Source organism: Actinomadura logoneensis, assembly GCF_003428695.1.
Classification (GTDB): domain Bacteria; phylum Actinomycetota; class Actinomycetes; order Streptosporangiales; family Streptosporangiaceae; genus Spirillospora; species Spirillospora logoneensis.
The window spans coordinates 1-25897 of the sequence record NZ_QURH01000070.1 but is presented as its reverse complement, the minus strand read 5'-3'; the positions used below and the strand labels follow the sequence as shown (position 1 = coordinate 25897).

The 25897-nt window shown below is 73.7% G+C and carries 20 protein-coding genes; 5 read left to right on the top strand and 15 right to left on the bottom strand.

Annotated features, from left to right (window positions below; genetic code table 11):
- Window positions 1–35: 35 nt before the first annotated feature.
- The 3 genes from DZF91_RS03380 to DZF91_RS03370 are packed head-to-tail and all read right to left on the bottom strand — an operon-like array spanning window position 36 to window position 2957.
- Window positions 36–1214 carry a GNAT family N-acetyltransferase gene (locus DZF91_RS03380; RefSeq protein ID WP_235834053.1) on the bottom strand — a complete coding sequence of 393 codons (1179 nt, stop codon included), beginning with the start codon at window positions 1212–1214 and terminating at the stop codon, window positions 36–38.
- Window positions 1211–2260, bottom strand: coding sequence for a glycosyltransferase family 2 protein (locus tag DZF91_RS03375; protein WP_117356035.1), 1050 nt, complete (start codon window positions 2258–2260; stop codon window positions 1211–1213). Before DZF91_RS03375 ends, DZF91_RS03380 begins: the two co-directional genes overlap by 4 nt.
- Window positions 2261–2264: 4 nt before the next feature.
- Window positions 2265–2957, bottom strand: coding sequence for a polysaccharide deacetylase family protein (locus tag DZF91_RS03370; protein ID WP_117356034.1), 693 nt, complete (start codon window positions 2955–2957; stop codon window positions 2265–2267).
- 240 nt (window positions 2958–3197) lie between these two features.
- Here DZF91_RS03370 and DZF91_RS03365 point away from each other — a divergent pair, with 240 nt between their 5' ends.
- Window positions 3198–4643, top strand: coding sequence for a sugar transferase (locus DZF91_RS03365; RefSeq protein WP_117356033.1), 1446 nt, complete (start codon window positions 3198–3200; stop codon window positions 4641–4643).
- A 52-nt stretch (window positions 4644–4695) separates the two neighbouring features.
- On the opposite strand, the gene DZF91_RS03360 is transcribed toward DZF91_RS03365, so the two are convergent.
- On the bottom strand, window positions 4696–5304 hold the full coding sequence (locus DZF91_RS03360) for a TenA family protein (protein WP_117356032.1): 609 nt from the start codon (window positions 5302–5304) through the stop codon (window positions 4696–4698).
- A gap of 270 nt (window positions 5305–5574) precedes the next feature.
- Window positions 5575–6174, bottom strand: a complete 600-nt coding sequence (locus DZF91_RS03355) for a class I SAM-dependent methyltransferase (protein WP_117356031.1) — start codon at window positions 6172–6174, stop codon at window positions 5575–5577.
- 279 nt (window positions 6175–6453) lie between these two features.
- On the opposite strand from DZF91_RS03355, the gene DZF91_RS03350 reads away from it, so the two are divergent.
- Window positions 6454–7107 carry a pyridoxamine 5'-phosphate oxidase family protein gene (locus DZF91_RS03350; RefSeq protein ID WP_199486378.1) on the top strand — a complete coding sequence of 218 codons (654 nt, stop codon included), beginning with the start codon at window positions 6454–6456 and terminating at the stop codon, window positions 7105–7107.
- Here the strand turns inward: DZF91_RS03350 and DZF91_RS03345 are convergent, their stop codons facing one another.
- The 5 genes from DZF91_RS03345 to DZF91_RS03325 form a co-directional block, all read right to left on the bottom strand.
- Complete coding sequence (locus DZF91_RS03345; protein ID WP_147340971.1) at window positions 7108–9618, bottom strand: hypothetical protein; 2511 nt, start codon at window positions 9616–9618, stop codon at window positions 7108–7110.
- On the bottom strand, window positions 9615–10967 hold the full coding sequence (locus DZF91_RS03340) for a hypothetical protein (RefSeq protein WP_117356028.1): 1353 nt from the start codon (window positions 10965–10967) through the stop codon (window positions 9615–9617). The genes DZF91_RS03345 and DZF91_RS03340 overlap by 4 nt, the downstream gene beginning before the upstream one ends.
- Window positions 10964–12907: a hypothetical protein gene (locus tag DZF91_RS03335; RefSeq protein ID WP_147340970.1), complete on the bottom strand. Its 1944-nt coding sequence runs from the start codon at window positions 12905–12907 to the stop codon at window positions 10964–10966. The genes DZF91_RS03340 and DZF91_RS03335 overlap by 4 nt, the downstream gene beginning before the upstream one ends.
- Window positions 12908–13060: 153 nt before the next feature.
- Complete coding sequence (locus tag DZF91_RS03330) at window positions 13061–14989, bottom strand: DUF4407 domain-containing protein (protein ID WP_158587837.1); 1929 nt, start codon at window positions 14987–14989, stop codon at window positions 13061–13063.
- A gap of 508 nt (window positions 14990–15497) precedes the next feature.
- Window positions 15498–16304, bottom strand: a complete 807-nt coding sequence (locus tag DZF91_RS03325; protein WP_117356025.1) for an SAM-dependent methyltransferase — start codon at window positions 16302–16304, stop codon at window positions 15498–15500.
- 165 nt (window positions 16305–16469) lie between these two features.
- Between DZF91_RS03325 and DZF91_RS03320 the strand changes: the two genes are divergently transcribed.
- Window positions 16470–17471: an NAD-dependent epimerase/dehydratase family protein gene (locus tag DZF91_RS03320; protein ID WP_117356024.1), complete on the top strand. Its 1002-nt coding sequence runs from the start codon at window positions 16470–16472 to the stop codon at window positions 17469–17471.
- On the opposite strand, the gene DZF91_RS03315 is transcribed toward DZF91_RS03320, so the two are convergent.
- The 5 genes from DZF91_RS03315 to DZF91_RS03295 form a co-directional block, all read right to left on the bottom strand.
- Window positions 17455–17988: an AAA family ATPase gene (locus tag DZF91_RS03315; protein WP_199486377.1), complete on the bottom strand. Its 534-nt coding sequence runs from the start codon at window positions 17986–17988 to the stop codon at window positions 17455–17457. The two genes, DZF91_RS03320 and DZF91_RS03315, sit on opposite strands and share 17 nt — an antisense overlap.
- Window positions 17989–18104: 116 nt before the next feature.
- Entirely contained in the window at window positions 18105–18986 is an 882-nt protein-coding gene (locus tag DZF91_RS03310) for an RNA polymerase sigma-70 factor (RefSeq protein WP_117356023.1), read from the bottom strand.
- 147 nt (window positions 18987–19133) lie between these two features.
- Window positions 19134–20279, bottom strand: coding sequence for an NAD(P)/FAD-dependent oxidoreductase (locus tag DZF91_RS03305; RefSeq protein WP_199486376.1), 1146 nt, complete (start codon window positions 20277–20279; stop codon window positions 19134–19136).
- Between the two features lie 88 nt (window positions 20280–20367).
- Entirely contained in the window at window positions 20368–21348 is a 981-nt protein-coding gene (locus DZF91_RS03300) for a PrsW family intramembrane metalloprotease (RefSeq protein WP_235834052.1), read from the bottom strand.
- A gap of 266 nt (window positions 21349–21614) precedes the next feature.
- Complete coding sequence (locus tag DZF91_RS03295) at window positions 21615–22607, bottom strand: helix-turn-helix domain-containing protein (RefSeq protein WP_117356020.1); 993 nt, start codon at window positions 22605–22607, stop codon at window positions 21615–21617.
- Window positions 22608–22910: 303 nt separating this feature from the next.
- Between DZF91_RS03295 and DZF91_RS03290 the strand changes: the two genes are divergently transcribed.
- Window positions 22911–23360 (top strand): rhodanese-like domain-containing protein, encoded by a 450-nt coding sequence (locus DZF91_RS03290; RefSeq protein ID WP_235834051.1) that lies wholly within the window; start codon window positions 22911–22913, stop codon window positions 23358–23360.
- A gap of 740 nt (window positions 23361–24100) precedes the next feature.
- The coding region (locus tag DZF91_RS03285) for a DEAD/DEAH box helicase (RefSeq protein WP_199486375.1) at window positions 24101–25897 on the top strand (1797 nt) is incomplete at its 3' end.

The window sequence follows — 25897 nt, the reverse complement described above, 5'->3', positions numbered from 1 at the left end:
GGGTGGGAGAGTGCGGGGTGGTGGGGCAGGCGGGGTCATCGGGGACCGTCCTCGCGCTGACGGGCGGTCTCCAGTGCGCGGCGGGCCCGGCGCAGGGCGGGAGCGAGCCGGGTGTCGCGCAACGTGTCGCGGGCGGTGCCGGCGGCGGTGGTCCGGACGCGCCGGACGGCCCGCGCGACGGGTCCGCGCAGCACCGCGCCCTGGCAGACGTACGTCTCGCCGGTCTTGGCGCGGCGTTTGTACTCGTCCTCGCCGCGTCCGAGGTCGATGCGGGTAACGCCGAGCTCCGGCGCCGCGGCGACCAGTTCGCGCAGCAGGATCCAGCCGGGCGCGTACGCCGCGTGCGCCGGGTCGTACACCGGGAACCACCAGTGCAGGACGCCCGCGGAGCGCAGCCCGAAGTGCGCCGCGAGCAGATGCGGACCGGCCCTGACGACCGACAGCACCCCGCCGAAATCGTCCGTGTCCCCCTGCGTGTGACGGCGCAACGTGTCGTCCTTGCGCGCGCGCAGAAGGAGATGCAGCAGGTCGCGGCGGGAGGGGTCGGCGAAGTGGTCGCGGGCGTTCGTGGCGGCGTACTGGCCGCGCTTCAGCTCGATCAGCTCGTCCAGTGCGGCGGGCGCGAACGTGTCGGCCTCGAAGGTGACCGGACCGAGCGTCCGCTCGGCCTTGCGGGTGCGGCGGCGGGCCTGGGACATGTTGTCCCGGCCGCTCCGCGACGCGCGGCCGAGGTAGCCGTCCAGACCGCCGCTGACGTCGAGGAACGGGGACGGCCGCCGGGACTCGGTCCAGGGGGCGAACTCGGGCGATCCGTCCAGGAGGTGATCGAACTCCAGCGCCCGGACGCGCGTCCCCGAGACCAGCGAACGCACCGGGAACGGCGTGCCGGCCGCGGTGACCGGCCCCTGGAAGTCGGCGCCCGGCCATCCCACCGGACGCGCGACCGAGCCGTGGCGCTGCAGGGCGAAGACACCGGTGGTCTGCTTGCCGTCACTAGCCACCGCCACCGTGACGGGTCGTCCGGACGCGTGGACGGCGGCGGCGAAAGCGGGGTGAAAGTAGGGGCTGTCGTAACGCGCGTCCGCCGCTCGCAGCGCGTGCCACGCGGACAGGTCGGCCGCGCTCAGCGCGTCGAACCCGGTCAGGCGCAGTCCGGACAGGCGCAGCCCGGTCAGGTGCAGCCCGGGATCGGCCCGTGGCCTCGAGTGCGTCAAGCCTTCAGCTCCCGGATCCGGTGGGACGGGAGCAGGAGCGCCGCCAGGGCGGCCCGTGAGGTGCGGCGGCCCGCGAGGGTCCGCAGCAGCTCGCCCAGCGCGATGCCCAGGAAGAACGGGACGGCGGCGAGCGTTCCCCTCCGCCGCCGGAACAGGCGCACGCGGTTGACGGTCAGCAGGGAGTACAGCATCGGGCTGGTGTCGGACTCGCCGCCCAGGTGCGTCACCCTGGCGGACGGCTCGAACCAGGTGGCCAGCCCCGCGTCGGCGGCGCGCAGCGCGTACTCGGTCTCCTCGCTGTAGAGCAGGAACGACTCGTCCCAGGGGCCGATCCGCCGGATCGTCTCCACCGACAGTAACTGCGCCGCGCCCGTCGCCCACGTCACCTCGTGCGCGCGCGTGTAGGCGCCCGGGTCGGTGATCCTCTCGCCCCAGCGGGACCGCCGTCCCCCGAGAAGCGCGTCCAGCCACACGCGCGGCACGCTCGGCCGCCGGAACAGCGACGGCTGCAGCCGCCCGTCCGGGTCGAGCAGCAGCGGGACCGCGATGCCCCGTCCCGGAGCCTCGGAGAGCGCTCCGGCCAGCACGGCGAGCGCGCCGCGCTGGAAGCGGCAGTCGGGGTTCATGACGAACACCGCGTCCAGCTCGTCCAGGTCGAGCACGGCCGTCCCGGCGTTGATCGCGGCCGAGTAGCCGGCGTTCCGGCCCGTCCCGATCACCCGCAGCGGCAGGGTCGCCGCCGCGTCCCCGGCGATGCGCGTGGTCTCGTCCCGCGAGGCGTTGTCGACCACGACGACCGCGCGCAGCAGGGTGCCCTCCGCGCCGCCGGGGATCGAGTCGAGACAGCCGCGCAGCACGCCCGCGCTGTTGTAGGTCACCACCACGACCGCGACCCTGGCCTGCGCGGACGTCCCCGCCGCGGCCCCGTCACGCGAAGCGGAGGCCGGCTCGGAACCGGCCCGCGAAGCGGAGGCCGGCACGCCGGAGCCGGCGTGCGGCTCGGGGCGCGGAGCGGAGGGCGGGACGACGGAGTCGGAGTGCGCCATCGGGTCACCTTCCGCGGGTGCGCTTGACGAGGCGGGCGGCGGTGCGGCGCAGGCGCGCGGCGGGCCCCGGCGGGGCGAGGACGCGGGTGATCCACGCGTCGTCCAGGTCGTGCCGGAGGCTCGTGCGCGGCTGGAGCCAGGCGTCCGGACGGGCCGGGCCGCCGTCGCTGGTGTAGGCGCGGGTGACCGAGGCGCGGCGCAGGCGGCGCAGGACGTGCCGGTCGTACGAGCCGAACGGGATGGCGACGCGGGTGACCGGTTCGCCGGTGATGTCCGATAGGACGTGGTGGGCGCGGACGAGCTCCTCGCCGACCTGCGGGGCGGTGAGCCGCCGCCAGTCGCGGTGCGCCCAGCCGTGCGAGCCGACCGTCATCCCGGCCTTGACCAGCTCGCGGACGCCGTCGGCGGTGAGTCGCCCGGGCTCGCCGAGCCGTCCGGCCAGCACGAAGAACTCGGCGGTCAGGCCGCGGTCGAGGAGCCGCGGCAGCGCGGTCTCGACGTCGGAGGCGTTGCCGTCGTCGAAGGTGAGCCGCACGTCCGGGCGGTCCGCGACCGCGTCGAGCACGCGCTCGAACCGGCCCACGTCCACCCAGGTCTCGGCCTCGCCCGGCTCCAGCGCCCGGCCGAGGGCCCGGCCCGGCGCGCCGCCGGACCGCGGTCCGACGCCGTGCACGGTGAGATTGATGACCGCGCCCATCACACCCGCCCCGATGCTGTTCTGTCACCCCGACGCGACAGACAATAGCTATCAGGTTCACAATTTCCTGCAATTTCCCTCTGACCACATACGGCCACTGTCTTCCGCTTTGCGGTGCGCCGAAGGCGGGTTATCAATGGCCGAGTCAGCTCTGCGCCGGCTCACGGAGACCGGATGACCCGCACACATCCGGCTTAATAGCTTTTCAGGGCAAAGGCGTTGTTTTCGGGGGCACCACAAGTGACCGTAATTGACGGCGTTAACTCCGGCACGGGCAGCCGGATCGCGACGCGCGCATCCTGGTTCGCCCGCTATATCCATCTGCTGGTCCTGCTGGACGTCTCGTGCGCCGCAACGGCGGGAGTGGCCGGTTTCGCCCTCCGATTCTCCGGTTGGGACCAGAGCGGACGATGGCCCGACATCCTGCTCGCGATCGGCCTTCCGATGGTCTGGGTGCCGTGGCTGTCGGTCGCCGGCTGCTACGACCACCGATTTCTGGGCACGGGCGGCGCCGAATATCGGAAGGTACTGAATGCGGGTATCACTCTGACTGCGGGCGTCGCGATCCTGTCATACGCCACCAAGGCGGAAGTCGCGCGCGGATATGTGCTCCTCACGCTGCCGCTGCTGGTGGCCCTGGACGTCGGCGCTCGCCGCGCCGCCCGCAGCCGCCTGCACCGCGCCCGCGAGGACGGCGAGTGCATGCGCCGCGTCGTCGCCGTCGGCTACACCGACGGCGTCGCCGACCTGGTGCGCGAGCTGTCCCTGCACCCCCACCACGGCATGCAGGTCGTCGGTGTCTGCGCGCCCGAACCGCCCGGCCGGACGGTCGAGGACGTCATGGTGCTCGGCGGGTTCGACGACGTCCCCGAGGTGGTCGAACGCTGCCGCGCCGACGCCGTCGCCGTCCTTCCCTGTGTCGAGCTGGGCGGCGTCCGGCTGCGCCGGCTGGCCTGGCGGCTGGAGAAGTTCCGGACCGACCTGTTCGTCTCGCCCGCCCTGCTGGACGTCGCCGGGCCGCGGCTGACCATCCGCCCCGTCGCCGGGTTCTCCCTGCTGCACATCGACCATCCGGAGCTGACCGGCCCGGCGCGCGTCGCGAAGGCGGCCTTCGACCGGGTCACGGCGGCGCTGCTGCTGATCGTCGCCGCGCCGCTGCTGGTGGCCGTCGCGGTGGCCGTCCGGACGACCGATCCGGGCCCGGCGTTCTTCCTGCAGACCAGAATCGGGCGCGCGGGACGCCGTTTTCGGATGGTCAAGTTCCGGACGATGGTCACCGACGCCGAACGCCGCCGCGTCGAGCTGTCCGCCCGCGTCGAGAGCGGCTCGGTGCTGTTCAAACTGAAGAGTGACCCGAGAGTCACCCGCGTGGGACGTTTCCTGCGCCGCTACTCCATCGACGAGCTGCCGCAGCTCGTCAACGTCCTACGCGGCGAGATGTCGCTGGTCGGGCCGCGTCCGCCGCTGCCCGAGGAGGTCGAGCGGTACGGCGAGGACGTCTACCGGCGGCTCGCCGTCAAACCGGGCCTCACCGGGCTCTGGCAGGTCAGCGGGCGCTCCGACCTGTCGTGGGAGGAGGCCGTCCGGCTCGACCTGCAGTACGTCGAGAACTGGTCGCTGCTGTTCGACGTGCAGATCCTCTGGCGCACCGTCCGCGCCGTCGTCACCGGCAACGGCGCGTACTGACCTGCACCGCGCCGGCCCCTGACCCGTACCGCGCCGACCGCGGTCCCAGCCCCTACAGCGGGACGTCCCAGAACGCCAGCTCGTGCCGCATCCCCTCCAGGAAGCGGGCCTCGGCGCGGGCGGCGTCGGGCGCGGCCTCGTCGATCATCTGGGCGATGCGCCGCGTCAGCTCGGCGAAGCCGGGGTCCGCGTAGGTGTCCACCCAGCGCCGGTACCGGGGCTCGGACGGCGGGTCCTGGGCCAGCCGCGCTCCCAGGGTCGAATACCCCCACATGCATGGATACAAGGCGGCGAGCCCCTGACCGTAATCAGCGGCCGACTCCAGCAGGAACGCGGTGTAGGCGGCGCACGGAGCGCCCTTCTTCGCGCCCTCCAGGTCCGCCCCGAACTCGGCGGACAGCCCGCGGTGCAGGCTCAGCTCGTCGTGGAAGGTCGCGTGCGCGAGATCGACCAGATCGCCGAGGTGCGCCGACGGCGCCTGCCAGGCGAGCCGCGAGAACACGCGCACATAGTCGAGCAGGAACAGGTAGTCCTGCTCCAGCCACGACTGGAAGACGGCCTCGTCCAGGTCGCCGCGGGCGATCCCCGCGACGGTCGGATGCGCGAGCTGCCGCTCGACCCACGGCCGGCCGAGCTCTTCCAGGTGCGAAGCGAGTCCCATACCGCTGAGTCTGCCATTACCGGCATCTCACCCCGAACAACGCGAAACCCCGCCGGAGCCGAAGTTCCGGCGGGGTCGCGCCGCGTCTGACCGATGTGCGGGTCGCCTCTCGGCGGAAGGCTCAACACGGCTCCAGCCGAACGGTATTCCGTGAAGGCTATAGATGAGGCCCGGGGACACCAGGCACATCGGCCACGTGTGATGTAACGGCAGGGGCCCGCCAGGCATTCCCGGCCGCCGGACGTTACCCGGGCCACATCCCGGGAGGACTCACCTGCGCGGCGCCCGGACGGCCCGGACCAGCGTGTCCACGGCGAAACGCTCCTCGCCGTCGACCTCCACGGCGCGCCGCACCCGCTCCGCCCGCTGGACCGTGAGCCCCGGAAGCGCCCCCGCCACCGCCCCCGGCGTGTGCAGGACGGCCGGATCCTGCGGCCCGCCGACGCCCTCGGTCAGGTTCGTCCGGTCGTGCCCGACGAACACCAGCACCCCGCCGGGCGCCACCGCCGACGCCGCCCGCGCGAGCACCTCCCCCATCTCGGGCAGCTGCAGGTAGGCGATCACCACCAGGTCGAACGCGCCCTCCGGCGGCACCCACGTCAGGACGTCCTCGACCAGCAGCTCGACCGAGACGCCCCGCGCCTCGGCCAGCTCGCGGGCCCGCTCGATGGCCACCGCCGAGAAGTCGACCGCCGTGACCGTCCAGCCCTCCCCGGCCAGCCACAGCGCGTTGCGTCCCTCCCCGCAGGCCAGATCGAGGGCCCGCCCGGGCGGCAGCCCCGCGCACTCCTCGGCCACGAACCGGTTCGGCCCGGCCGACCACACCAGATCCCGCCCCGAGTACCGCTCGTCCCAACCCCGCGCATCCACGCCGCTCAGCCTAGACATTCACCCCCGCCCCCGCCGACCACCGCCACCCCCCACTGGCCGCCACCGGCCACCCCACCCCCGGATGCCGGGATCAGTAGGCTGCCGGCACGCACGCCCGCGACGGAATCCCCCGGCCGAACCGGCCCTCGCCTGCCCCTCCGGCCTGCCGGCCAGGAGGTTGCGCCCTGTCCGTAATGAAGGGGCCTGGAGGGTTTCGGGGGTGGGGTGGGGCGCGGGATGATCTTCGGGAGTGATTGGTGGGAGGTTGGGGTGGGGCCGGTGTTGCCTGAGAACGAGCGGACGCGGCATCGGCGGCTGCGGGCGCAGGGGAGCCGGGAGCGGAGCGATCTCGACGCGATCCTCGCGGCCGGGTTCGTGTGCCATGTGGGCGTGGTGGTCGACGGGACGCCGCTGGTGGTGCCGACCGTGTACGGGTGCGACGGGGAGACGCTGTACTTCCACGGGTCCGTCGCGAGCCGGAGCCTGGTGGCCGGGGGCCAGGACGAGGTGTGCGTGACGGTCACCCACGTGGACGGGCTGGTGCTCGCGCGGTCGCTGTTCGAGCACGGCGTCAACTACCGCAGCGCGATGATCTTCGGGGTGCCGCGGCCGGTGACCGAGCCCGAGGAGAAGCTGGAGGGGCTGCGCGTCCTCAGCGAGCATTCGGTGCCGGGGCAGTGGGACTACGCGCGCCTGCCCAACAAGAAGGAGCTGGCGGCCACGGCGCTGCTCGCGCTGTCGCTGGAGGAGGCGTCGGTCAAGATCCGCGTCGGGCCGCCGGACGACGGCGACGGGCCGGACGCCGCGCTGGGCCTGTGGGCGGGCGTCCTGCCGCTGCGGACGACCTGGGGCGAGCTGGAGCCCGATCCGGTGCTCCCGGAGGACGTCGAGGCCCCCGATCACCTGGCCCGGAGGCAGAACACGCCGCTGTGATCAGCCCTTGCGGCGGCCGAGGAGCCCGCGGCGGCCCTGCAGCGAGCGGGCGCGGGCCTCGGCGTCCTCCAGGGTCTGGCGGATCCGCTCGGTGGGGGCGGGCTCGTCGTCGGCGGACAGCGAGACCAGTTCGGCGACGTCCAGCGGGAGGCCGAGGTCGCTGGGCAGCCGGTCGCCCACGGCCTCGCGCAGCTCGCCGCGGAGGTGGGGGAGCGTGTCCTGCGCGGACCTGAGCAGGGCGTACGCCATGTCGTCGGCGTCGCCGAAGTTCCGGCCGTGCCGGTGGACGCCGATCATCCGGGCCTCCAGGACGGCGGCCAGCAGGTAGACGCCGCCCAGCGGCCACTCGGACGCGTCGACGGCGGACCAGATCACCTCGGGCTTGGTGCCCCGCCGCATCGCCTCGGCGATCAGGCGGCCCACGCCCTGCAGCGAGGTGTGGGACGGCAGGGCCTGCAGGATGATCGGGTACTCGTCGGCGGCGACGGCCGGGAAGCGGGCGGAGGCGTCCGGCCACCACCGCTTGTGGACGGGCCAGTCGGCCAGCTCGGGATTGGACGCGCGTCCCCGCACGACCTCCTCGACCAGCGCGGCGCGGTTCGGGCCGTCCACCGCGCACAGCGCCTCGGTGAGCGCGATGACCAGCGCGGCCTGGTCGGGGTCGTGGGCCCACCGGCGGTCGCGCAGGTGCTCGGTCAGGCCGTACTGGACGTTGTTGGCGAGGCGGCGGAGCGACTCGTCCGTGACGAGCCGCCGGAAGGCGGTGGCGTAGGCGCCGCGGTCGGGGGTCTCCAGGTGGACGGGCGGCTCGCCGGAGCTCATCCGCAGCAGGTCCAGGACGGCGGCCTCGGCGCCCCGGGACGGCCGGACGTCGCGCAGCCGGTCCAGCCATGTGCGGCGGTCGGACGCGGGCAGTCCGGCGAGCCAGCGGATCAGGACGGCGGCGAGCCCGTCGAGGCGTTCGCGCCGGGCGGCCGAGGAGATCAGCAGCGCCACGCAGTCCGCGCCGTACCGGGCGAACGCGTCGATGTCGGACACCGTCACGGGCATGTCGGGGACGCGCAGCGCGTGGAAGGGGCGCAGCAGGTTCTCCTTGGCGACCCCGGAGAGCAGGTCGAGCCACGCGTCCTCGCGCTGGATACCGCCCCGGTCGAGCCCGGCCACCAGCCCGCAGACCATCGCGGACTGGCCGCGCAGCGCCCGGACCAGGCGGGGGCGATCGGCCGCGACGGGGTCCGTCCAGCGGTCGAGCAGGTCCGCCGTGGCCTGGACGGGCGCGAGGCCGAGCTGCGGGTTCTGGGACGTCCCGACGATGTCGGCGAGCAGTTCGTCCGTGAGGCCGAGGGAGTCGGCCAGCCGGACGTAGGGGTTCGGGTCGTCGGAGGGCACGCTGCGGACGCGGCGCACCACCTCGTCCGTCAGCGCACGCCACGGTTCGCTGCGGACGCCGGCCCCCAGCTCCTGCCAGACGCTCTGGACCGTGGCCACTCCCCCGCCCAGGCGGATGAGCGACGCGAGAAGGAACTCGTGGTCGGACCTGCGGGGGAGCTCCTTGTAGCGTCCGCCCTCCAGCAGCGCGGCGACCTCGGACGCGTCGCACTCGTTCCGCCGCACCCGCTCCAGGACGAGGGCGGGACGGTCCAGGTCGACAAGGATCTCGTAGGCGTGCTTCGGATCCGCGTTCACCATGTACTCCGAACGCGTCGAGAGGTAGGCCAGCACCTCCAGCAGGCTCCGCCGCGAGATCGAGCGGCGCAGCTCGTGCGCGTACGCGTGCGCGAGGCGCGTGTCGGCGGAGGGCTGCAACTCGGCGACACGCCAGTCAAGTTCGTAGCTGCCGGGCTGCGGGTGATAGGCGAACGCCAGACGGATGTTGGAGTTCTCACCCCGCAGCCATGTCGCGGCAGTGAGACCGGGACGCCAGCCATAGGGGAGCAGCGCCGCGACCGCGTCGAGGAAGCGGAGCCTAAGGGAGTGGTCCAGATCGTCCGCGCCCGTAATGGTCACAGGGCCCTCGAGGAGCAGAGCCGCCGCGGTGGCCGCGCGGCCAAGCCAGTTGTGGTCCTCGATGTCGCGGGCGATGTCTTCGGGCGCGTAGGGAGGGACGTCAAGGGCGTTGGGGGCGAACCCGTCCACGCCCAGCCCTGACACCGCGTGCACGAGGCTGGCATAGGAGACCGGTGCGCGGACGAACTGCTCGTAGGGGAAGTAGCCGTAGCGCGTCCGGACGATAGGACGGCCCGCCGCGTCGGTGCCGTCCGTCCAGTCGTGGATGGCGACGCCGAGGTTGCTGCCGTGGTCGTCCAGCACCTCGGTCAGGCTGATCCAGGGCAGCGCCTCGGGGCCGGTCCGCTCCGGCGGCGGGTTGCCCAGCGTGTAGCGGTCCAGGATGGCGGTGAAGTCCTGCGGACGGAACGTGCCGCCCCCGCTGCCGAGGATGGCGTAGTCGTCGTAGCTGCCGGGGGTCTTGCCGCGCACGGCCCACCCCGCGGTGAGACCGACCGTCCTCATGCACCGCTCCCGCTTCGTCCGCGCCTCGTCCCGCCGGCGCCCGCGGACGGCGCGGACAGCCGGTCCACCAGCCACATGATCGGCTCCATCACGTTGATCGGGCGGACCTTGCCGCGCAGGTGCATCGAGGTCGAGCCGTCCGGGTGGGTGCGGCGGACCAGGTTGCTGTAGTTCTCGTCGTCGAACCGCCCGGTCCGCGGGTCGATGTAGAAACCCACGGCGGACGTCACGAAGTAGCGGGTGCGCTCGGGGGCGAAGTGCTGCCTGATCTCGCGCCGGATCGCGTCGATGTTACCGATGCCGTCGGCGCGGCAGAGCTCCTCGAAGAACCGCTCGGCGAGGTCGTCGTGGACGGCCGGGTACAGCGACTCGGGGTCGGCCACCGACTCGTACCCGCCGCGCCGCGCGATGTCGCGCACCCACAGGTGGTCGTACTTGGTGATGCAGACGGCCAGGTGGTGCGGCAGGTAGTGGTCGCCCGCGCTCTCCGGCGCGCGCTGGCTGATCTCCAGGATCGTCCGGTTGAAGAACTGGTAGGAGTCGCGGGCCTCGCGCTCGCGGGTCGGGTCCAGCAGCAGGATCAGCCCGCCGCACGCCGCCAGGTGCTCGACCAGCTCCCGGCGGTCCCGGCCGCCGGGCTCCCCGCGCCGGGACGGCTCGGGCGGCGCTCCGGTGGCGAACCGCGGGCCTCCCGAGTCGGACGAACCGGTCGCGAAGCGCGGGCCTCCCGAGTCGGACGATCCGGTCGCGAAGCGCGGCCCTCCCGAGCCGGACGACCCGGTCGCGAAGCGCGGACCGCCGGAGGAACCGGCCCCGGCACCGCCGCCCGGCGACGCGGACTCACCCGGCGCGCGGCTGTCGAACAGGCGGCCGGGCGGGTCCACGAAGTCCAGGTGCACCCGCACCGGGACGTCCCGCTTCGCGTCCGGGCGGTACCACTTCCTCCGCTCCCTGACCTGGCGCGTCCCGTGCAGCCGCCACGACAGCTTCTCGGAGGAGTTCGTCGCGGACGGGAAGACCCGCTGCTCGCTGAGCTGGTCGGTGCTGGCCGCGAGGAACGCCGTCGAACCGTCGTTCGCGCCGTCCAGCCGCCAGCCCGGTTCGCCCAGGCTCATCGCGATGCGCAGCGCGGCGAGGAAGGTCGTCTTGCCGCTCTGCGGCGCACCCCAGATCCCGATGCTGGTCTTCCCCGGCCGGACCTCCTCCGCCGGCGCGGACGCCGGGGGCGGCGGAGGCGCGGCGGCGGGCGCGTCCGAGGGCGGGAACGGCGCGGAGGACCCGGCCGGGGACGCGGCGTCGGCGGTCTCCGGCCCGGGCGGAGGCGGCGGAGGTGCTGTCGGGTCGGTCATGCGGGGTCGCCTTTCACGGGGACGGGAGCCAGCAGCGGGAACGGGACGCGCGCGCCGTCCGGCGCGGCGAGCCCCATCGCCTCGGCCAGCACGCGCGGCGTCAGGCCCTCCAGGGTGAGCCGCCGGTGCGCGCCCAGGGCCGCCCAGTAGTCGCGGTCGGGGTCGGTCGCGGCGTCCAGCACGAGCACCGGCGCCACACCGAAGCGGCGCAGGGTGTCCACGGCCCTGCGCCAGTCGTCCTTGCGCGGGCACGGCTGGGCGAGCTCGCGCAGGGGGTCCTGGCCCTGGCCGCGCGGGTGCGGCGGGCGGCCCGCGAGCACGACCAGCACGCGGTACGGCGGGTGGTGCAGCTCGTTCAGCCAGCCGCGCGCGTCCCGCTCCCGCTCCAGGAAGTCGGCGATCTCGGCGAGCGCGTCCTCCAGCGGCGCGGCGTCGGACTGGTACGGCTGCGTCCGGTGCGGCAGGGCGGCGAACGCGTCCAGCGCCCGCTCGGGGTCCGCGCCCCACACGCCCTCCACGACCGCGTCGTGCTCCTCTCCCAGCTCGAAGGAGTGCTCGCGGTAGCCGCGCACCGACACCCCGGCGCGGTCGCCGAGGTCGGCCGAGACCAGCTCGATCGTGTCGGCGAGCAGGGCCCGGCGGGCGGCGGCCGGTCCCGGGGGACCGCCCAGCTCGATCGCGCACAGCACGTCCACGCCCCCGACCGGAGCCGGGCAGGCGCGGGTCTGCGCGTACAGATGGTCGAGCGGGCGCGCGTCGGGACGGGTGTCGGGCAGATCTGGCCAGCGGACGCGTCCGGGGCCGTCCAGCGCGGCGCGCAGCGACACCACGCCGCGCGGCAGCCGGGTCGCCAGCACCGACACCGGACGCGGCTCGTATCCCGGCGTCGGCTGCTCGGGCGCGGCGACGACCGCCAGCACGACGTCGTTGTCCGCGCCGCCGGGACCGCGCGCGACCCGCACGACCGCCTCCTGCCCGGACGTGCTGCCCGCCGCGAACAGCGGCACGAGCACCGGCTCCGCCGCAGGGCCGTCGAAATGCGCTCCGACCAGCCAGTACGGGGACCGCAGCGGCAGCCGGGCGACGGCGTCGGCCAGTTCGTCCGCCGCCGGCCGCCCGGTCCGGACGACCCGCGCGTCCGGACGCAGCAGGCGCAGCCGCGAGATCGCGAGCCCCGGGACCGTCCAGCCGGGGGCGGAGTCGACCAGCACGGTCACCGAGCCGGGGGGCAGCCGCTCCGCGAGCCGGGCGAGTTCGCGGTCGAGCGTGTCGGCGAGCCGCGCCCGGTCGACGCCGTGCAGGCCGCCCGCGAGCCGGAAGGCCAGCTCGCCGTCGTCTCCGCCGGTGCCGTCGCCTCCGCTGCCGAGGCCGCCGGGCCCGGCCGGGCGCAGCGGGGCGGCGAGCCGTTCCCACGGATGGTCCTCGCGCGACCACGGATCGCCCGGGCCGTCCACCGCGTCGGGCTGGACGACCAGTACGGAAACGCCGTCCGCGCCGACCTCGACCAGCACCGGCGACACCGCGTCGTACCGGACGAGCTCGTCGAAGGCCCACTGCGTCGTCCAGGTGGACGGGTCGCGGGCGAGGTCGGGCCGTCCGAACTCCAGCGTCCAGCCGCCGTGACCGGACGCCGCCGAGGCAGCCGCGCTCGCGGCCGTGGCCGACTCTTCGAGGAGCCGCGCGCGTGCGCGTTCCGCCTCGGCGCGCGCACTCGTCCACTCGTCGTCGTCGGGGAAGCCGCGCACGAACGGCCGCGCCGCCTCGCCCACGCGCGCCGCCGCCCGCAGGTCGTACCAGAGCTGCGCCCGGCTCAACCGGGACTCGTCGGTGTCGTCGTCCGGGAACGTCCAGGCGCATTCCCGGCATTCGGCAGGAGAGGACGCGTCCGGCGTCAGGCCGCACACCGGGCAGGGGGACGCCGCATCCACGCCCTCCGCCACGCTTGGTTCGGCCTCATCGCCGCCCGGAGGCGGGACGGAAGCTCCCGGAAACCGCGCGTGAGAGTCCAATCGCGTGTCGGAGCCCAGTCGTGTGTCAGAGCCCAGCCGTGCGTCAGGGTCCATCGGACGCCTCCCCCGCCGGGCGGATCCGGGTCACCGCCCGATCCGCCGGTTCAGCCGGTCGAGCCAACCTCCCAGCAGCCCGCCGCGTCCCTCCTCCGGAGGCATGGACGGGTAGTGCCGCGTCTCGCCCTCCGGCCGGACGCGCTCACCCGTCGGTCCGCCCTCGCCGTTCGACGACGCCGCCCCCCAGGAGTACGGCGGCGTCCCGATCCCGCCGCCGGGGTTCGCGGGAGGCGGGAACGGCCACCCGTTCCCCGAAGCCGAGCCACCGACCGGACCGGACCCGGATGCCCCGAACCCCTCGGCCGAACCCGAGGCGGACGCGCCGAACCCGCCGACCGAGCCGAGCCCGGACGCCCCGAATCCGTCGGACGGACCGCGCCCGGACGGCCCGAATCCTTCGGCCGGACCGTTGGCCGACGACCCGAACCCGCCGACCGGACCGGGACCGGATCCAGAGGAACCGAACCCGCCGGGCATCGGCGGACCCGACCGCGCGAGCCCACCCTGAGCCGCCGGAGAAGGCGGCCCGCCCGGAGCGCCCGGCCCACCTGCCGCACCCGGAGCCCCGGGGACGCCCGCGCCTGCCGGGGCGTCGCCGTTGAACGCGTGCCCGTTCATCCCCGGCCTACCGGCTCCCGCCGCCGCGTCCGCCCCCTCGGTCCCACCGGCGCCGGCGGAGAAGCGGCGGAGCTGCTCGCGCTCCCAGCGCTCCAGTTCGAGCCGCTGCAGCCGCCGCTCGACCTCGATGATCTCGTCGACGGACGTCTCGACCAGCTCGGTGCGGCGCTCCTGGAGCCGCCGGGCGAAGTCGGTCCGGCCGGAGTTCTCGCGCAGCCCGACGCCCTCCTGCTTGCGGACCTGGTCGTCCAGCAGCAGCCGGTCGCGGGCGCGGATCTTCTCCACCGCCTCGTCGTACGCGCCGGGCGGGCCGAACAGCGACAGCACCTTGACGATGATCGGCAGGCACTCCAGCACGGTGATGAACAGGAACAGCAGGAACCGCGCCCACTGGAGCTGGCTCTCGCCCTGCGCCGCCCGGTCCAGGCCCTTCAGCCGGATGAGCAGCCCGGTGTTGTCCTTGTTGTTCTTCTCGAAGGCCGTGCGGTCGGACTGCTGCCGGTCGCGCAGCGTCCGCAGCTCGCTCTGCACGCCGGGGAGCTTCTGCTGCGCCTGCGCGACGAGCACGTCCTTGTTCTTGGCCGCCGCCTGGTTGAGCGCCGTCGACTTCGTGCGGATCCGGGCGTTGATCTGGTCGATCTGCGCCTTCGCCTGGTCCCGCCGCCGGACGAACTTCTGGTAGCGCGGGCCGTCGCCGCTGCGTCCGCTGGTGCCCTTGCAGCGGTCGCCGGTGAGCTCGCACGCCGCCTTGTCGTCGTAGTCGTAGAACTCCTTCTGCAGCGCGGGGAGCTGGGCCCGGAGCTGCTTGATCTCCGGGTCGTCCTCGGGGTTGGCGAGGCCGTCGCCGGTGCGCTGCTTGAGCAGCAGCGCCTCCTGCTGCTCCAGGACCCGGATGCGCTGCGCGTCCGGCCCGGTGTCGAGGTTCTGCTGGAACTTCCGGGAGTCCTCGTCGTGGATCCTGTCCACGGCCACCCGGACCTCGTCGTCGAAGATCTGCAGCACCAGCGGCGTCGAGATGATCACGCCGAACAGCAGCGCCATCGCGACCCGGGGCAGCGCCAGCAGGACGGTCAGCACCCGGCCCTGGCTGCGGGTGAGCGACACGACGAGCCAGCGGTCGAGGTTCAGGATGACCAGGAACCACATCGCCGACAGCGGCACCGCGGCCCACACCGACGCCCCGACCGCCATGCGCAGCGCGAAGAACATCGAGACGGACGCGAGGGACGCCGTGGTGAGCACCGCGCCGCCGATCCCGACGTACTTCGCGCGGTCGGTCGTCGCCCGCCGCAGGATGTCGGGATCGGCTCCGGACAGCCAGATCAGGACGTTCTTCATGGACCCCGCCCGTCTCGGAGAGTCGTCCGTGGTGAGACGCCACCTGCGGAACGGAGGTTCCGGGGCGTCCCGGGAAAGCCACCCCCGGGCCAGTCGGCCGGACGAGCGGCGCCGCTCCTCGTCCTCGCGTTCCCCCGGCGGGAAGGAGGGCGGCGCGCCGACCGGCGCGTGGCGGAGTTCGGGAGGATCGTTCGGACGCGTCACCGCACCCCCGGAATGCCTCGATGGGACGGATCGAGAAGCGGCCCACAGCCTAACCCGAGCCATTCCGGCACATCACAGCGAATTGGGCCAACGGTTACGAAGCGTAACCCGACCGTGATCGTCTCCTCCGGCAATGACCGTCCGTCTCGCCCGATAAGTGATATTTCATCCGCTATGCACGGTCGCGGCGGCGCGCCTGGCGTGCGATCCGCGGGGCCTCGGCTGAAAATGGGCACAAAATCGGAAAGCGCATTTTCCGCGCGCCGTTCCCCGGACACCGCTGCAGCCGAACGTCCAGGACTTGCTAGGGCTTGCGGCCGATGGCGGCGTACATCCCGGATTCGGCCGGTGTGGCGGGCGGGGCGTCCGGGGACGGCCGCCAGTCGGCCGTGTAGACGAGACCGGGTTCGAGAAGCTCGGTGCCGTCGAAGAAGCGGGCCACCTCGGCGAATGTGCGGGTGTGCAGGGACGAGGACGAGTGCCGGTCGTAGACCTGCTCGGCCTCCTGCGCGATGGCCGGATCCGGGTCGGACGTGCCGTGGGAGACGACCAGGTGGCTGCCGGGCGCGGTGGCCGACATCAGCCGGGCGACGATGCCGTGCGGGTCGTCGGCGTCCGGGAAGAAGTGCAGGACGGCGAGGAGCAGCACGGCGACCGGGCGGTCGAAGTCGATCAGGCGGGTCACCTCGGGGTGGAGCAGGATGCCCTCGGGGTCGTGCAGGTCGGCTTGGACGAGGGTGACGCCGCGGGTGCGGGTGAGCAGGGCCCGCGCGTGGACCGCGACGATCGGGTCGTTGTCGACGTAGACGACGCGCGCGTCCGGGTCGTGCCGCTGGGCGACCTCGTGCACGTTCTGCTGGGTGGGCAGCCCGGTGCCGATGTCGATGAACTGGGTGATCCCGGCGTCCCGCGCCAGGTGGGCGACCGCGCGGGCGAGGAAGGCGCGGTTGTGGCGGCAGGCGGAGAGCGTCTGCGGCGCGGTGCGGAGGAACGCCTCGGCGGCGGTGCGGTCGACGGCGTAGTTGTCCTTGCCGCCGAGGAAGTAGTCGTAGATGCGCGCGGGGCTCGGCACGCTGGTGTCGACTCCGGTCGGCACCCATTCTGCGGTCATCGCGTCTCCCAGCGGGCGGGTACGGGCCGATCATAGGCGGCGCCGGTGGAGCTGGGGAGGGTTCGTCGTTATTCGGGGCGAATGCCCTGGATGTTCGCTCTGGGCGGTCATGCCATGGGTGGAAAGGCTTGATCGGACTCCCCGCACCGGTGGTAGCACGGAGGCATGAGGCTACTGGTTCTGGGCGGGACGGAATTCGTGGGACGGGCGGTCGTCGAGGAGGGCGTCGCCCGCGGATGGAAGGTCGCGGTCTTCAACCGGGGGACCCATGGCGTGCCCGACGGCGTCGCGGCGCTGCGGGGCGACCGGACCGCGCCGGGCGGCCTGGAGGCGCTGCGCTCCGGCGAGTGGGACATCGTTGTCGACACCTGGTCGTGGGGGCCGGCGGCGGTGCGGGACGCGGCGGAGCTCCTCGCCCCGCGCGCGGCGTCGTACGTGTACGTGTCGAGCCGGTCGGTCTACGAGTACCCGGTGGCGGTCGGCGCGGACGAGAGCGCGCCACTGGTCGAAGGCTCGCCGGACGAGGCCGGGGACCCCGGCCGGGAGGGCTACGCGAGGGCCAAGGCCGGCGGCGAGCTGGCCGCCGTCCGGGCGTTCGGCGACAGGGCGCTGCTCGCGCGCGCCGGACTCATCCTCGGGCCGTACGAGAACATCGGGCGGCTCCCGTGGTGGCTGAACCGGATCGCCCGGGGCGGCGACGTCCTCGCGCCCGGCCCGGCCGAACTGAAGCTGCAGTTCGTCGACGCGCGCGACCTCGCGGCGTGGGCGCTGGACGCGGCGTCCCGGCAGGTCGGCGGCGCGTTCAACGTGACCGGCCCGGTGGGGCACACGACGATGCGCGACCTGCTGACGGCGTGCGTCCGGGTGACCGGCGCGGACGCGCGGCTGCGCTGGACCGACCCGGAGCCGATCCTCGCGGCGGGCGTCCAGCCGTGGCAGGACCTCCCGGTCTGGGTCCCGCCGGGCGAGCTGTACGAGTTCCTGCACCGGACGAACGTGGACCGGGCGCTCGGCGAGGGGCTGCGGTGCCGTCCGGCCGAGGAGACCGTCGCCGACACGTGGGCGTGGCTCTCCTCCCTCGGCGGGCGGGCCCCGCAGCGTGGCGACCGCGCGCCCGTCGGGCTGGCCCCGGAGGTCGAGAAGGCGCTGCTCAGCGGCCCTGCTTGAAGAGATGCCCGCCGTCCCGGACCGCCGCGTACACGGCGTCGGCGGTCTGGTCCGCGGTGAGCCCGGACGAGTCGAGGACGTACCCGTCGTAGCCGTCCTGGGCGGCGAACTGGGCGTGCAGGTCGCGGACGGGGCCCGGATCGGTGAGGTACCGGTCCGGGTCCCGCGCGGTGGCGCGGGCGAGGGTGGTCTCGACGTCCGGCCGCAGGATCACGTAGTGGAACGGAATCCCGCGCCGGGTGAACGGATGGAGGAACCACGGCCCCATGACCCCGTCGCACACCACCGTGTACCCGCCCGCCGCGTAACCGGCCGCCGCGCCCGCCACGACGTCCATCACCGTCTCGTTCTGCGTGTGCGACTCGGGCAGGTACGGCATGACCAGGCCGCGCTTGATGAACGTCCAGAAGTCGTCGGTGTGCAGGTGGACGCTGCGCTCGAACCGCTGGGCCAGCAGTTCCGCGACGGTCGTCTTCCCCGCCCCGGGCGGCCCGGCCAGAATGATCACGTTCTCCACCGTCCCATCCTCCCCCCCCCGGCAGGAGGTGATCGGGACGCGCCGCCTGAAGCCCTGGTGGTGTGAACGCGCCGTCTCAACTCCTGCGATCCGCTCCGGGTGGGGCCCGGCCCGGGTCAGGCGCGGCGCAGGCCGGTGAGCTTGTCGGGATTCACCTGGAAACGCAGGTTCTGGACGCGGTCGTCGAGCAGGTCGAAGGTGACGACGCCGATGGGCTCCCCGCCGAGCGCCGCGATGACCGCCAGCTCCCCGTTGACCGTCGCGGCCTCCAGCGTGACCCCGGCCGTGACCGGCTTGGCGAGCGTGCCGAGCAGCCAGCGCGCGACATGGTCCGGGCCGTGCAGCGGACGGCGCGCCGCGGTGACCTTGCCCCCGCCGTCCGTCCAGGCCGTCACGTCCGGCGCGAGCAGTTCCATCACCGCGTTGATGTCCCCGCCGGACGCCGCCGCCATGAACCGCTCGGTGAGCGCGCGGCGCCGCTCGGGGTCGTCGTCGAACCGCGTCCGGCGCGTCCGGACGTGCTCGCGCGCCCGGTGCGCGACCTGCCGGACGGACGGCTCGGGCCGGTCGACGAACCCCGCGATCTCGGCGTAGGAGAACCCGAACACCTCGCGCAGGACGAAGACGGCGCGCTCCACCGGGGACAGCGTCTCCAGCACGACGAGCATCGCGGTCGAGACGGACTCGGCGGCCTCGGCCTCCTCGGCGGCGCGGTCGGGCTCGGTCAGCAGCGGCTCGGGAAGCCACGGCCCGACGTAGGACTCGCGCGTCGCACGCGCGGACGTCAACCGGTTGAGGGCGAGGTTCGTGACCGTCCGCACGAGGTAGGCGCGCGCGTTCGCGACCCCGGACCGGTCCGCCTTGTTCCAGGCGAGCCACGCGTCCTGGAGGACGTCCTCGGCGTCGGCGACGCTGCCGAGGAGCTGGTAGGCGGTCCCGAACAGCAACCGTCGATGCGCGGTGAAGGGATCGTCCACCGGCTCCGCAGCAGTCCTCATCGCCCCTCCTTCGCAGAAGCCCGGTCACCCGAGACGCGGGGGTGTGCGTGCCTCCGACCTGAGCATCGCACTTCACCCGCCTTTTCTCGCCCGGCCGGTACGCGACAGTCGCGTCCGGCGGCCGGCGGCCGGCGGCCGGCGGCCGGGTCAGCGGGTGGCCCGGCCGCCCTTGGTGAGGTACGGGTAGACATTGACACGCCTGCTGATCCGGAAGAACGGGACGGGGCTGGAGCTGACGGTCTCCTTGTAGCGGACCGCCGCGCGTCCGGTGAGGGCGAGGCGGCGCGGGGTGTCGTCCGCGCGGACGAACTGGATCACCGCGTCGCGGCGGCCGAGGCTGACCGGCTGGTGGAAGTAGCCGATCCGGAACGGCCTCGGCGCCCGGCCGCGCAGCAGCCGGACGATGTTGTCGGCGGCGTGCGCGCCGGTGGGCATGCCGGTCTGGCAGGTCCCGTGGAGTTCGCCCCACGGCTGCCGGACGGCGGCGGCGTCGCCGATCGCGAACACCTCCGGGTGCGACACCGAACGCAGCGCGGCGTCCACGACGACGCGTCCGCTCCGGTCGGTGGTGATGCCGGCGGCGGTGGCCAGGCCGGGCACGCGGACACCGGTCGTCCACAGGGTCGCGTCGGACGGGACGACCGAGCCGTCGGCGAGCTCCACCCCGTCCGGCAGGACCTTGGCGACCGCCTCACCCGCGCGGACCGTCACGCCGAGCCGCGCGAACGCCCTCGACACGTACGCGCGCGCCCGGTCGCCCATCATCGCGGCGGGCTCGCCCCGGCTGACCAGCGTCACATCCAGGCCCGGGTGGCTCTCGGCGATCTCGGCGGCGGCCTCGACACCGGTCAGGCCACCGCCGCAGACGGCGACCGTCCGGACGCCGGGCTCGGTGAGGCGCGCGGCCAGGCGGTCCGGCTCGTCCAGGGTGAACGCGTGCTCATCCGCGCCGGGGACACGCGAGGTGTCGGCGCGGCTGCCGAGGGCCAGGACGAGCGTGTCGTACCCGATGTCCTCGGTGTCGACGGTGATGCGGCGGCGGCCCGGGTCGATGGCGGTGACGCGTCCCTGGCGGAACACGACGCCCGTGCCGTCGAGCAGGTCGGGGATGCGGTGGGCGGCGAGGTCCTGCCCGGCGGCGGTCTGGTGGGTGCGCAGCCGCTCCACGAACCGGTCGGACGGGTTGACGAGCGTGACCGTGACGTCCCGGTCGCGGCGGGTGCGGCGCGCGGTCCGGACGGCGCAGAGCATGCCGCTGTAGCCCGCCCCCACGACGACGATGTCCTTGCGCATTTTCCTCATCTCCCTGAGGACGTTCCCGATGGACGCCCATGGGACAGACAGGACGCGCCGTCCGTGACAGGTCCGGATGTGTCCTGCGTCACCCGCCGGAGTCGCGGCCGGGCGGCGGCGGTTCGGGCCCGAAAGGGGAAGGCGGGAGCGACCCCGGCGTGGCGTACGGGACCTCGGTGATCCGCGCCTGCTCCTCCGCTTCCTCGTCCAACTCCGCCGCCGCTGCCTCCTCCTCGTCGCGGCGGGCGCGGGCGGTCAGGGCACGCAGCCAGCTCAGCCCCAGCACGGAGATCGCCAGCAGCCCGCCCCAGTCGAGCAGCGTGATCAGGTCGCTCTGCCCCGGCGTGGCCCTCGGCAGGTACCCCTGATCGATTCCCCGCGCCTCCCACCCGTCCCCGGTCAGCTGGAGCGCCACGAAGATCGCGATCCCGTGCATGGAGTCCCAGAGCGCGTGCAGCAGCGAGACCCCGAGCAGCGCCAGGACGACCGCCCAGCCGATGTGGAACCGGCGCCGCCCCCGCGAGGACGCGAAGAGCACCCCGCCGACGATCGCCGTCCACAGGCCGTGCCCGACCGGCGTCAGGACGCCCCGCAGGATCTCCGTCTCCACCAGCGGCCACAGGCTCAGCCCGTGCACGGTGTACATGGCGTTGAGCGCGTACCCGGCGCTCTCGAACGCCGCGAACCCGAACCCGACGGTCGCGCCGAGGACCAGCCCGTCCCGCGTCGTCCGCTCCCGCAGCCGGAACGCCACATAGATCAGCGCCGCAAGCTTGACCGCCTCCTCGATGAGCCCGACCCCGACGTACATCCACGGGGACGGATGCAGCAGATACGTCTCCAGCAGCGACGCGCCCAGCAACCCCAGGACACCGCCGACGACGAACGCCCGGAACAGGCAGGGCACGGTGAGCTCGCCGGACCTCCCGTGCTCGTACGCCCACACCACGAACGCCACGGGCACGACGAAGCTGCCCAGCAGCACGATCGTCGGCACCAGGTTCGAGTTCGCCGTCACCGCCGTGACCAGCACGCTGGCCGCCCACAGCGCCAGGCCTGACCAGAGCACCCGCAACCACACCCGCGCGTGCGGAGCCCCCCTCCGCGAAACAGCCCCCGCTGCCCCGACCCCCATACCCGCGACCTACCCCCACCCCCTCCCCCCCGAACCCGCCCCACCAACCCCCGCCACCCCCTTTCGAGTGCTGTGACCTGCGCAGACAGCCCTGAGTCGGGGCGGGGCACCTGCCAGACCGCTCTGGCGCGGGCCGTCCATGCCGCGCCCTCCCGCTGCCGGGAGAAGGGCGTCATGTTCGGGAGTGCCGGGAGAGGGCGTCATGCCCGGGGCAGTGCGGGGGTGGCCGGGGGGTCTGTTCGGAAGGTGGTGCGGTAGGCGGAGGGGGAGGTGCACATGATGCGGGTGAAGTGGTGGCGGAAGGTCGCCGGGCTGTCGAAGCCGACGGCGGCGGCGACCTTCTCCACCGGTGTGGAGCCCTCCTCCAGCAGCGGGAGGCTGGCCATGATCCGCTGGTGCACGATCCAGCGGAGGGGACTGGTGCCGGTCTGCCGGTTGAAGTGGCGGATGAAGGTCCGCGGCGCCAGGCACGCGACGCGCGCCAGCTCGGCGATCGTCAGCGGGCGGGTGAGGTTGGCCAGCGCGTGCTCCATGGCGCGACCGACCGCGTCGTCCGCCGCGGGCTCGGGGACCGCGGACGCGACGAACTGCGCCTGGCCGCCGTCCCGGTGCGGCGGGACGACCAGCCGCCGCGCCACGGCGTTCGCGACCCGGGCCCCGTGGTCCTTGCGGACCAGATGCAGGCACAGGTCGAGGACGGACGCGCTGCCCGCACCCGTGATCACGTCATCGCCGTCCACGTACAGGACGTCCGGAGTGACGTCGACCGCGGGATACCGGCGCCGCAGCAGGTCCGCGTAGAGCCAGTGCGTCGTGGCCGCGCGTCCGTCGAGGAGCCCGGCGGCGGCCAGCGCGAACGCCCCGGAGCAGTTCGACACCACCCGGGCGCCGCGCTGGTGGGCGGCCCGCAACGCGTCCACCAGCGCCGCCGGCACCGTTCCCCGGACGTCCGGGACGGCGACGACGATCAAGGTGTCTGCGGAGGCGAAGTCGGCCAGGCCGTGATCGGGCGTCACGCTCAGGCCGCCGACCATCCGCAGCGGCCCGGGTGTGAGCCCGCACACCCGCAGCTCGTACCAGGGCACGCCCAGCTCCGGCCGGGGGAGCCCGAAGACCTCGACGACCGCGCTCAACTCGAACGGCGCCATCCCGTCGAACGCCAGCACGCCGACGCGGTGCGGATTGCGCATCATGGCCAGATCTTAAGGGTCATGGGCGTTCATGCCACTGTTCCCTGCCCTGCGCGATCGACGACCATCAAGAAGTCCGCAGTTCAGAGGCCAAGTGCCGCCGCTGAGAGCCTCGCCGGCCAGGCCGGTGCACTCGCCGGGGGCGGGGGCCTCCGAGGACGGTGTGCCTACCCAAGGCGGGGAGCTTGCCCGGGGTGGTGCACCGCCGGGGACGGGTTGCCCACGGAGGGCGGTGCGTCCGCCGGGGGCGGGGTGCTCGTGCTCCTGGCGGCGGACTGCCCGGAACATATGAGTGAGGAGTCGATCGTGACCGTCAGTGAGATCCAGGCCGAGAGCCCGGCCGTCCGGTTCTTCGCCACCCGGCTGGCCTTCGAGACCGACCCGGCGGACGTGTTCTCCCAGATGGGGGAGGCGGCGGAAGCGATCATCGTTGTGGACTTCCGCGCCCAGGAAGCCTGGGACATGGGCCACGTCGCGGGTGCCGTCCACCTCCCCCGGGCGGAGATCACCGAGCGCCACGACCAGGTCCTCGACCGGGACGCCCTGGTGGTCGTCTACTGCTGGGGACCCGGCTGCAACGGCGCGACGCGCTCCGCTCTGGAGCTGGCCCGGCTCGGCTACCGGGTCAAGGAGATGATCGGCGGATTCGAGTACTGGGCCCGTGAGGGCTACCCGGTCGAGACCGCCGCAGGGGTCACCCGCCGATCTCCCGACCCCCTGACCGCCCCCGTGGCGGGCATCACCTGCGCCTGCTGAACCCGCTCCCGCTGGACCCGCTCCCGCTGGACCCGCACCTGCTGGACCCGCACCTGCTGGACCCGCACCTGCTGGACCCGCACCTGCTGGACCCACACCTGTTAACACTGAACACCCCCTGCGGAAGACCCGGCCCGGCCGCTACTGACGTGGCCGCGGCCTGCGCCCCGTGTCCGGTCCCCCGATCGGGCGCGGGGCGCAGGTGCGGCGGTGAACATGGACGCCGCTCCCGCCCCCCGACACGCACCCCCCAAACGGCGGGCCGGAAGCAGATCCACCCGTTCATCGTCGCCGCCGGATCCGACTCGCCGCCAGCCGACCGCCGACCTGTGGATAACTCCCGCGTCCTGTGGCGTATGCTCGCTCCCAGGGCGTTCTCCCGCCCCCGCCGGAACCGCTTCCCACAGCCCCGGCCCGACGCCCGTCTGAGGGCCACCTCACACAGGCCCCCACGACATGGCGCTCAACCTTCGCGCACGCGAACGGACGGGGACGAAGCGGCCCCTGTGACGAATGTGTCCGCGCGAGATGGGCATAAGCACGGCCCCTCTCGACGTTAGGATGAACAAATCGCTCTTATGACGCTCGCCGGTAACGGCGGTGGTGTCTCAACTGGCTCGTCCTTGCAGCGCACGAATCGCGGCCGCCTCCCCGGCCCCTGTGGTGCCTCCCGAGACGCGCCCCCTCTCGGAAGGTATTGCGTGACCGACGTTTCTGCTGCCCATGCCCCGTCCACCCCTGTGGAGGACACCGCGGACACCGCGGGGGTCGAGGCACAGCCCGGCTTCGCCGAGCTCGGCCTGCCGGAGCCGCTCGTCGCGGCGCTCGCCCGCCAGGGCATCGAGTCCCCGTTCCCGATCCAGGCCGCCGCCATCCCGGACGTCATGGCCGGACGGGACGTCCTCGGCCGCGGCAAGACGGGCTCGGGCAAGACCCTGGCCTTCGGCCTGCCGATGCTCGCCCGCCTGGAGGGCCGCCGCGCCGAGCCGCGCCGTCCCCTGGGCCTCATCCTCGTGCCGACGCGCGAGCTCGCCCAGCAGGTCGTGACCAACCTGGAGCCGCTCGGCCGCTCCCTGGGCCTGCACTTCAAGACCGTCATCGGCCAGACGTCGATGTTCAAGCAGATCGACGCGCTGCGCCGCGGCGTCGAGATCCTCGTCGCGACCCCGGGCCGCCTCAAGGACCTGATGCGCCAGGGCGCCGCGGACCTGTCCGCGCTCGAGATGGTCGTGCTGGACGAGGCCGACCACATGGCCGACATGGGCTTCCTGCCCGACGTCACCGACATCCTCGACGAGGCCCGTCCCGGCGGTCAGCGCCTGCTGTTCTCCGCCACCCTGGACAAGGACGTCGACGTCCTCGTCCAGCGCTACCTGAAGGACCCGGTCACCCACGCGATCGGCCCGGTGGACGAGCCCGTCGACACGATGGACCACCACCTCCTGCTGGTCGCGCCGAAGGACAAGGCCGCCATCACCGCCGAGATCGCCAACCGCGAGGGCAGGACCATCCTGTTCGCGCGGACCAAGCACGGCGTCGACCGGCTCGCCAAGCAGCTCACCCAGGCGGGTGTGCGCGCGGCCGGCCTGCACGGCGGCAAGTCCCAGGGCCTCCGCACGCGCACGATCGCCGAGTTCCACGAGGGCACGTTCAACGTCCTCGTGGCCACCGACGTCGCCGCGCGCGGCATCCACGTGGACAACATCAGCCTGGTCATGCACGTCGACCCGCCGGCCGACCACAAGGACTACATGCACCGCGCCGGCCGCACCGCGCGTGCGGGCGAGAAGGGCACCGTCGTCACGCTCGTCCTGCCGCACCAGGTGCGCTCGACGTCCGCGATGACCCGCCGCGCGGGCATCGAGGCCCCCAAGCACCGCGTCTCCTCCGGGGACGAGGAGCTGACCCGCCTCACCGGCGCGCGCGAGCCGTCCGGCGTCCCGATCGAGGGCCCGGTCATCTCCGAGCGCCCGCGCCGCGAGCCGGGCCGTGGACGGCGGGGCCGCTACAACGGCCAGCGCCGCTTCGACGGTCCGCGTGGCGGCGGCCGTCGCGACTTCGACCGCGAGGGCCGTCCCGAGGGTCGCTCCGAGGGCTCGTTCCGCCGTGACTCCGACGGCGAGCGCCGCGGCGGTGGCCAGGGAAACGGCTACCGCGGCGACCGTAGCCGCGGCTTCGACGGCAACCGCGGCGGCAACGACTCCCGCGGTGACGGGTTCCGCCGTGACGACCGTCGCGAGCGTCCCGGCGGGGACGACCGCCGCGACAACGGCTTCCGCGGCGACCGTCGCGAGGGCGGCTACCGCGGTGAGCGTTCCTACGGGAGCGACCGTCGCGAGGGCGGCTTCCGCAGCGACCGCAACTTCGAGGGCGACCGCCGGGGGAACAACTTCTCCGGCGAGCGCCGCGAGTTCTCGGGCGACCGCCGTGAGGGCGGCCGGGGTTCCCGTGGCGAGCACGGGTTCTCGGGCGAGCGCCGCGGCGGCGCGCCGCGCGGAGCCGGTGCGGGCGCGGGCGCCGGTGCCGGCCGTCGCAAC

Excerpts from the sequence above, each read along its gene's own strand:
- DZF91_RS03375 (WP_117356035.1), bottom strand. The coding sequence starts at position 2,260 with ATGGCGCACTCCGACTCCGTCGTCCCGCCCTCCGCTCCGCGCCCCGAG.
- DZF91_RS03370 (WP_117356034.1), bottom strand. The coding sequence starts at position 2,957 with ATGGGCGCGGTCATCAATCTCACCGTGCACGGCGTCGGACCGCGGTCC.
- DZF91_RS03360 (WP_117356032.1), bottom strand. The coding sequence starts at position 5,304 with ATGGGACTCGCTTCGCACCTGGAAGAGCTCGGCCGGCCGTGGGTCGAG.
- DZF91_RS03345 (WP_147340971.1), bottom strand. The coding sequence starts at position 9,618 with ATGAGGACGGTCGGTCTCACCGCGGGGTGGGCCGTGCGCGGCAAGACC.
- DZF91_RS03340 (WP_117356028.1), bottom strand. The coding sequence starts at position 10,967 with ATGACCGACCCGACAGCACCTCCGCCGCCTCCGCCCGGGCCGGAGACC.
- DZF91_RS03330 (WP_158587837.1), bottom strand. The coding sequence starts at position 14,989 with ATGAAGAACGTCCTGATCTGGCTGTCCGGAGCCGATCCCGACATCCTG.
- DZF91_RS03325 (WP_117356025.1), bottom strand. The coding sequence starts at position 16,304 with ATGACCGCAGAATGGGTGCCGACCGGAGTCGACACCAGCGTGCCGAGC.
- DZF91_RS03320 (WP_117356024.1), top strand. The coding sequence starts at position 16,470 with ATGAGGCTACTGGTTCTGGGCGGGACGGAATTCGTGGGACGGGCGGTC.
- DZF91_RS03310 (WP_117356023.1), bottom strand. The coding sequence starts at position 18,986 with ATGAGGACTGCTGCGGAGCCGGTGGACGATCCCTTCACCGCGCATCGA.
- DZF91_RS03305 (WP_199486376.1), bottom strand. The coding sequence starts at position 20,279 with ATGCGCAAGGACATCGTCGTCGTGGGGGCGGGCTACAGCGGCATGCTC.
- DZF91_RS03295 (WP_117356020.1), bottom strand. The coding sequence starts at position 22,607 with ATGATGCGCAATCCGCACCGCGTCGGCGTGCTGGCGTTCGACGGGATG.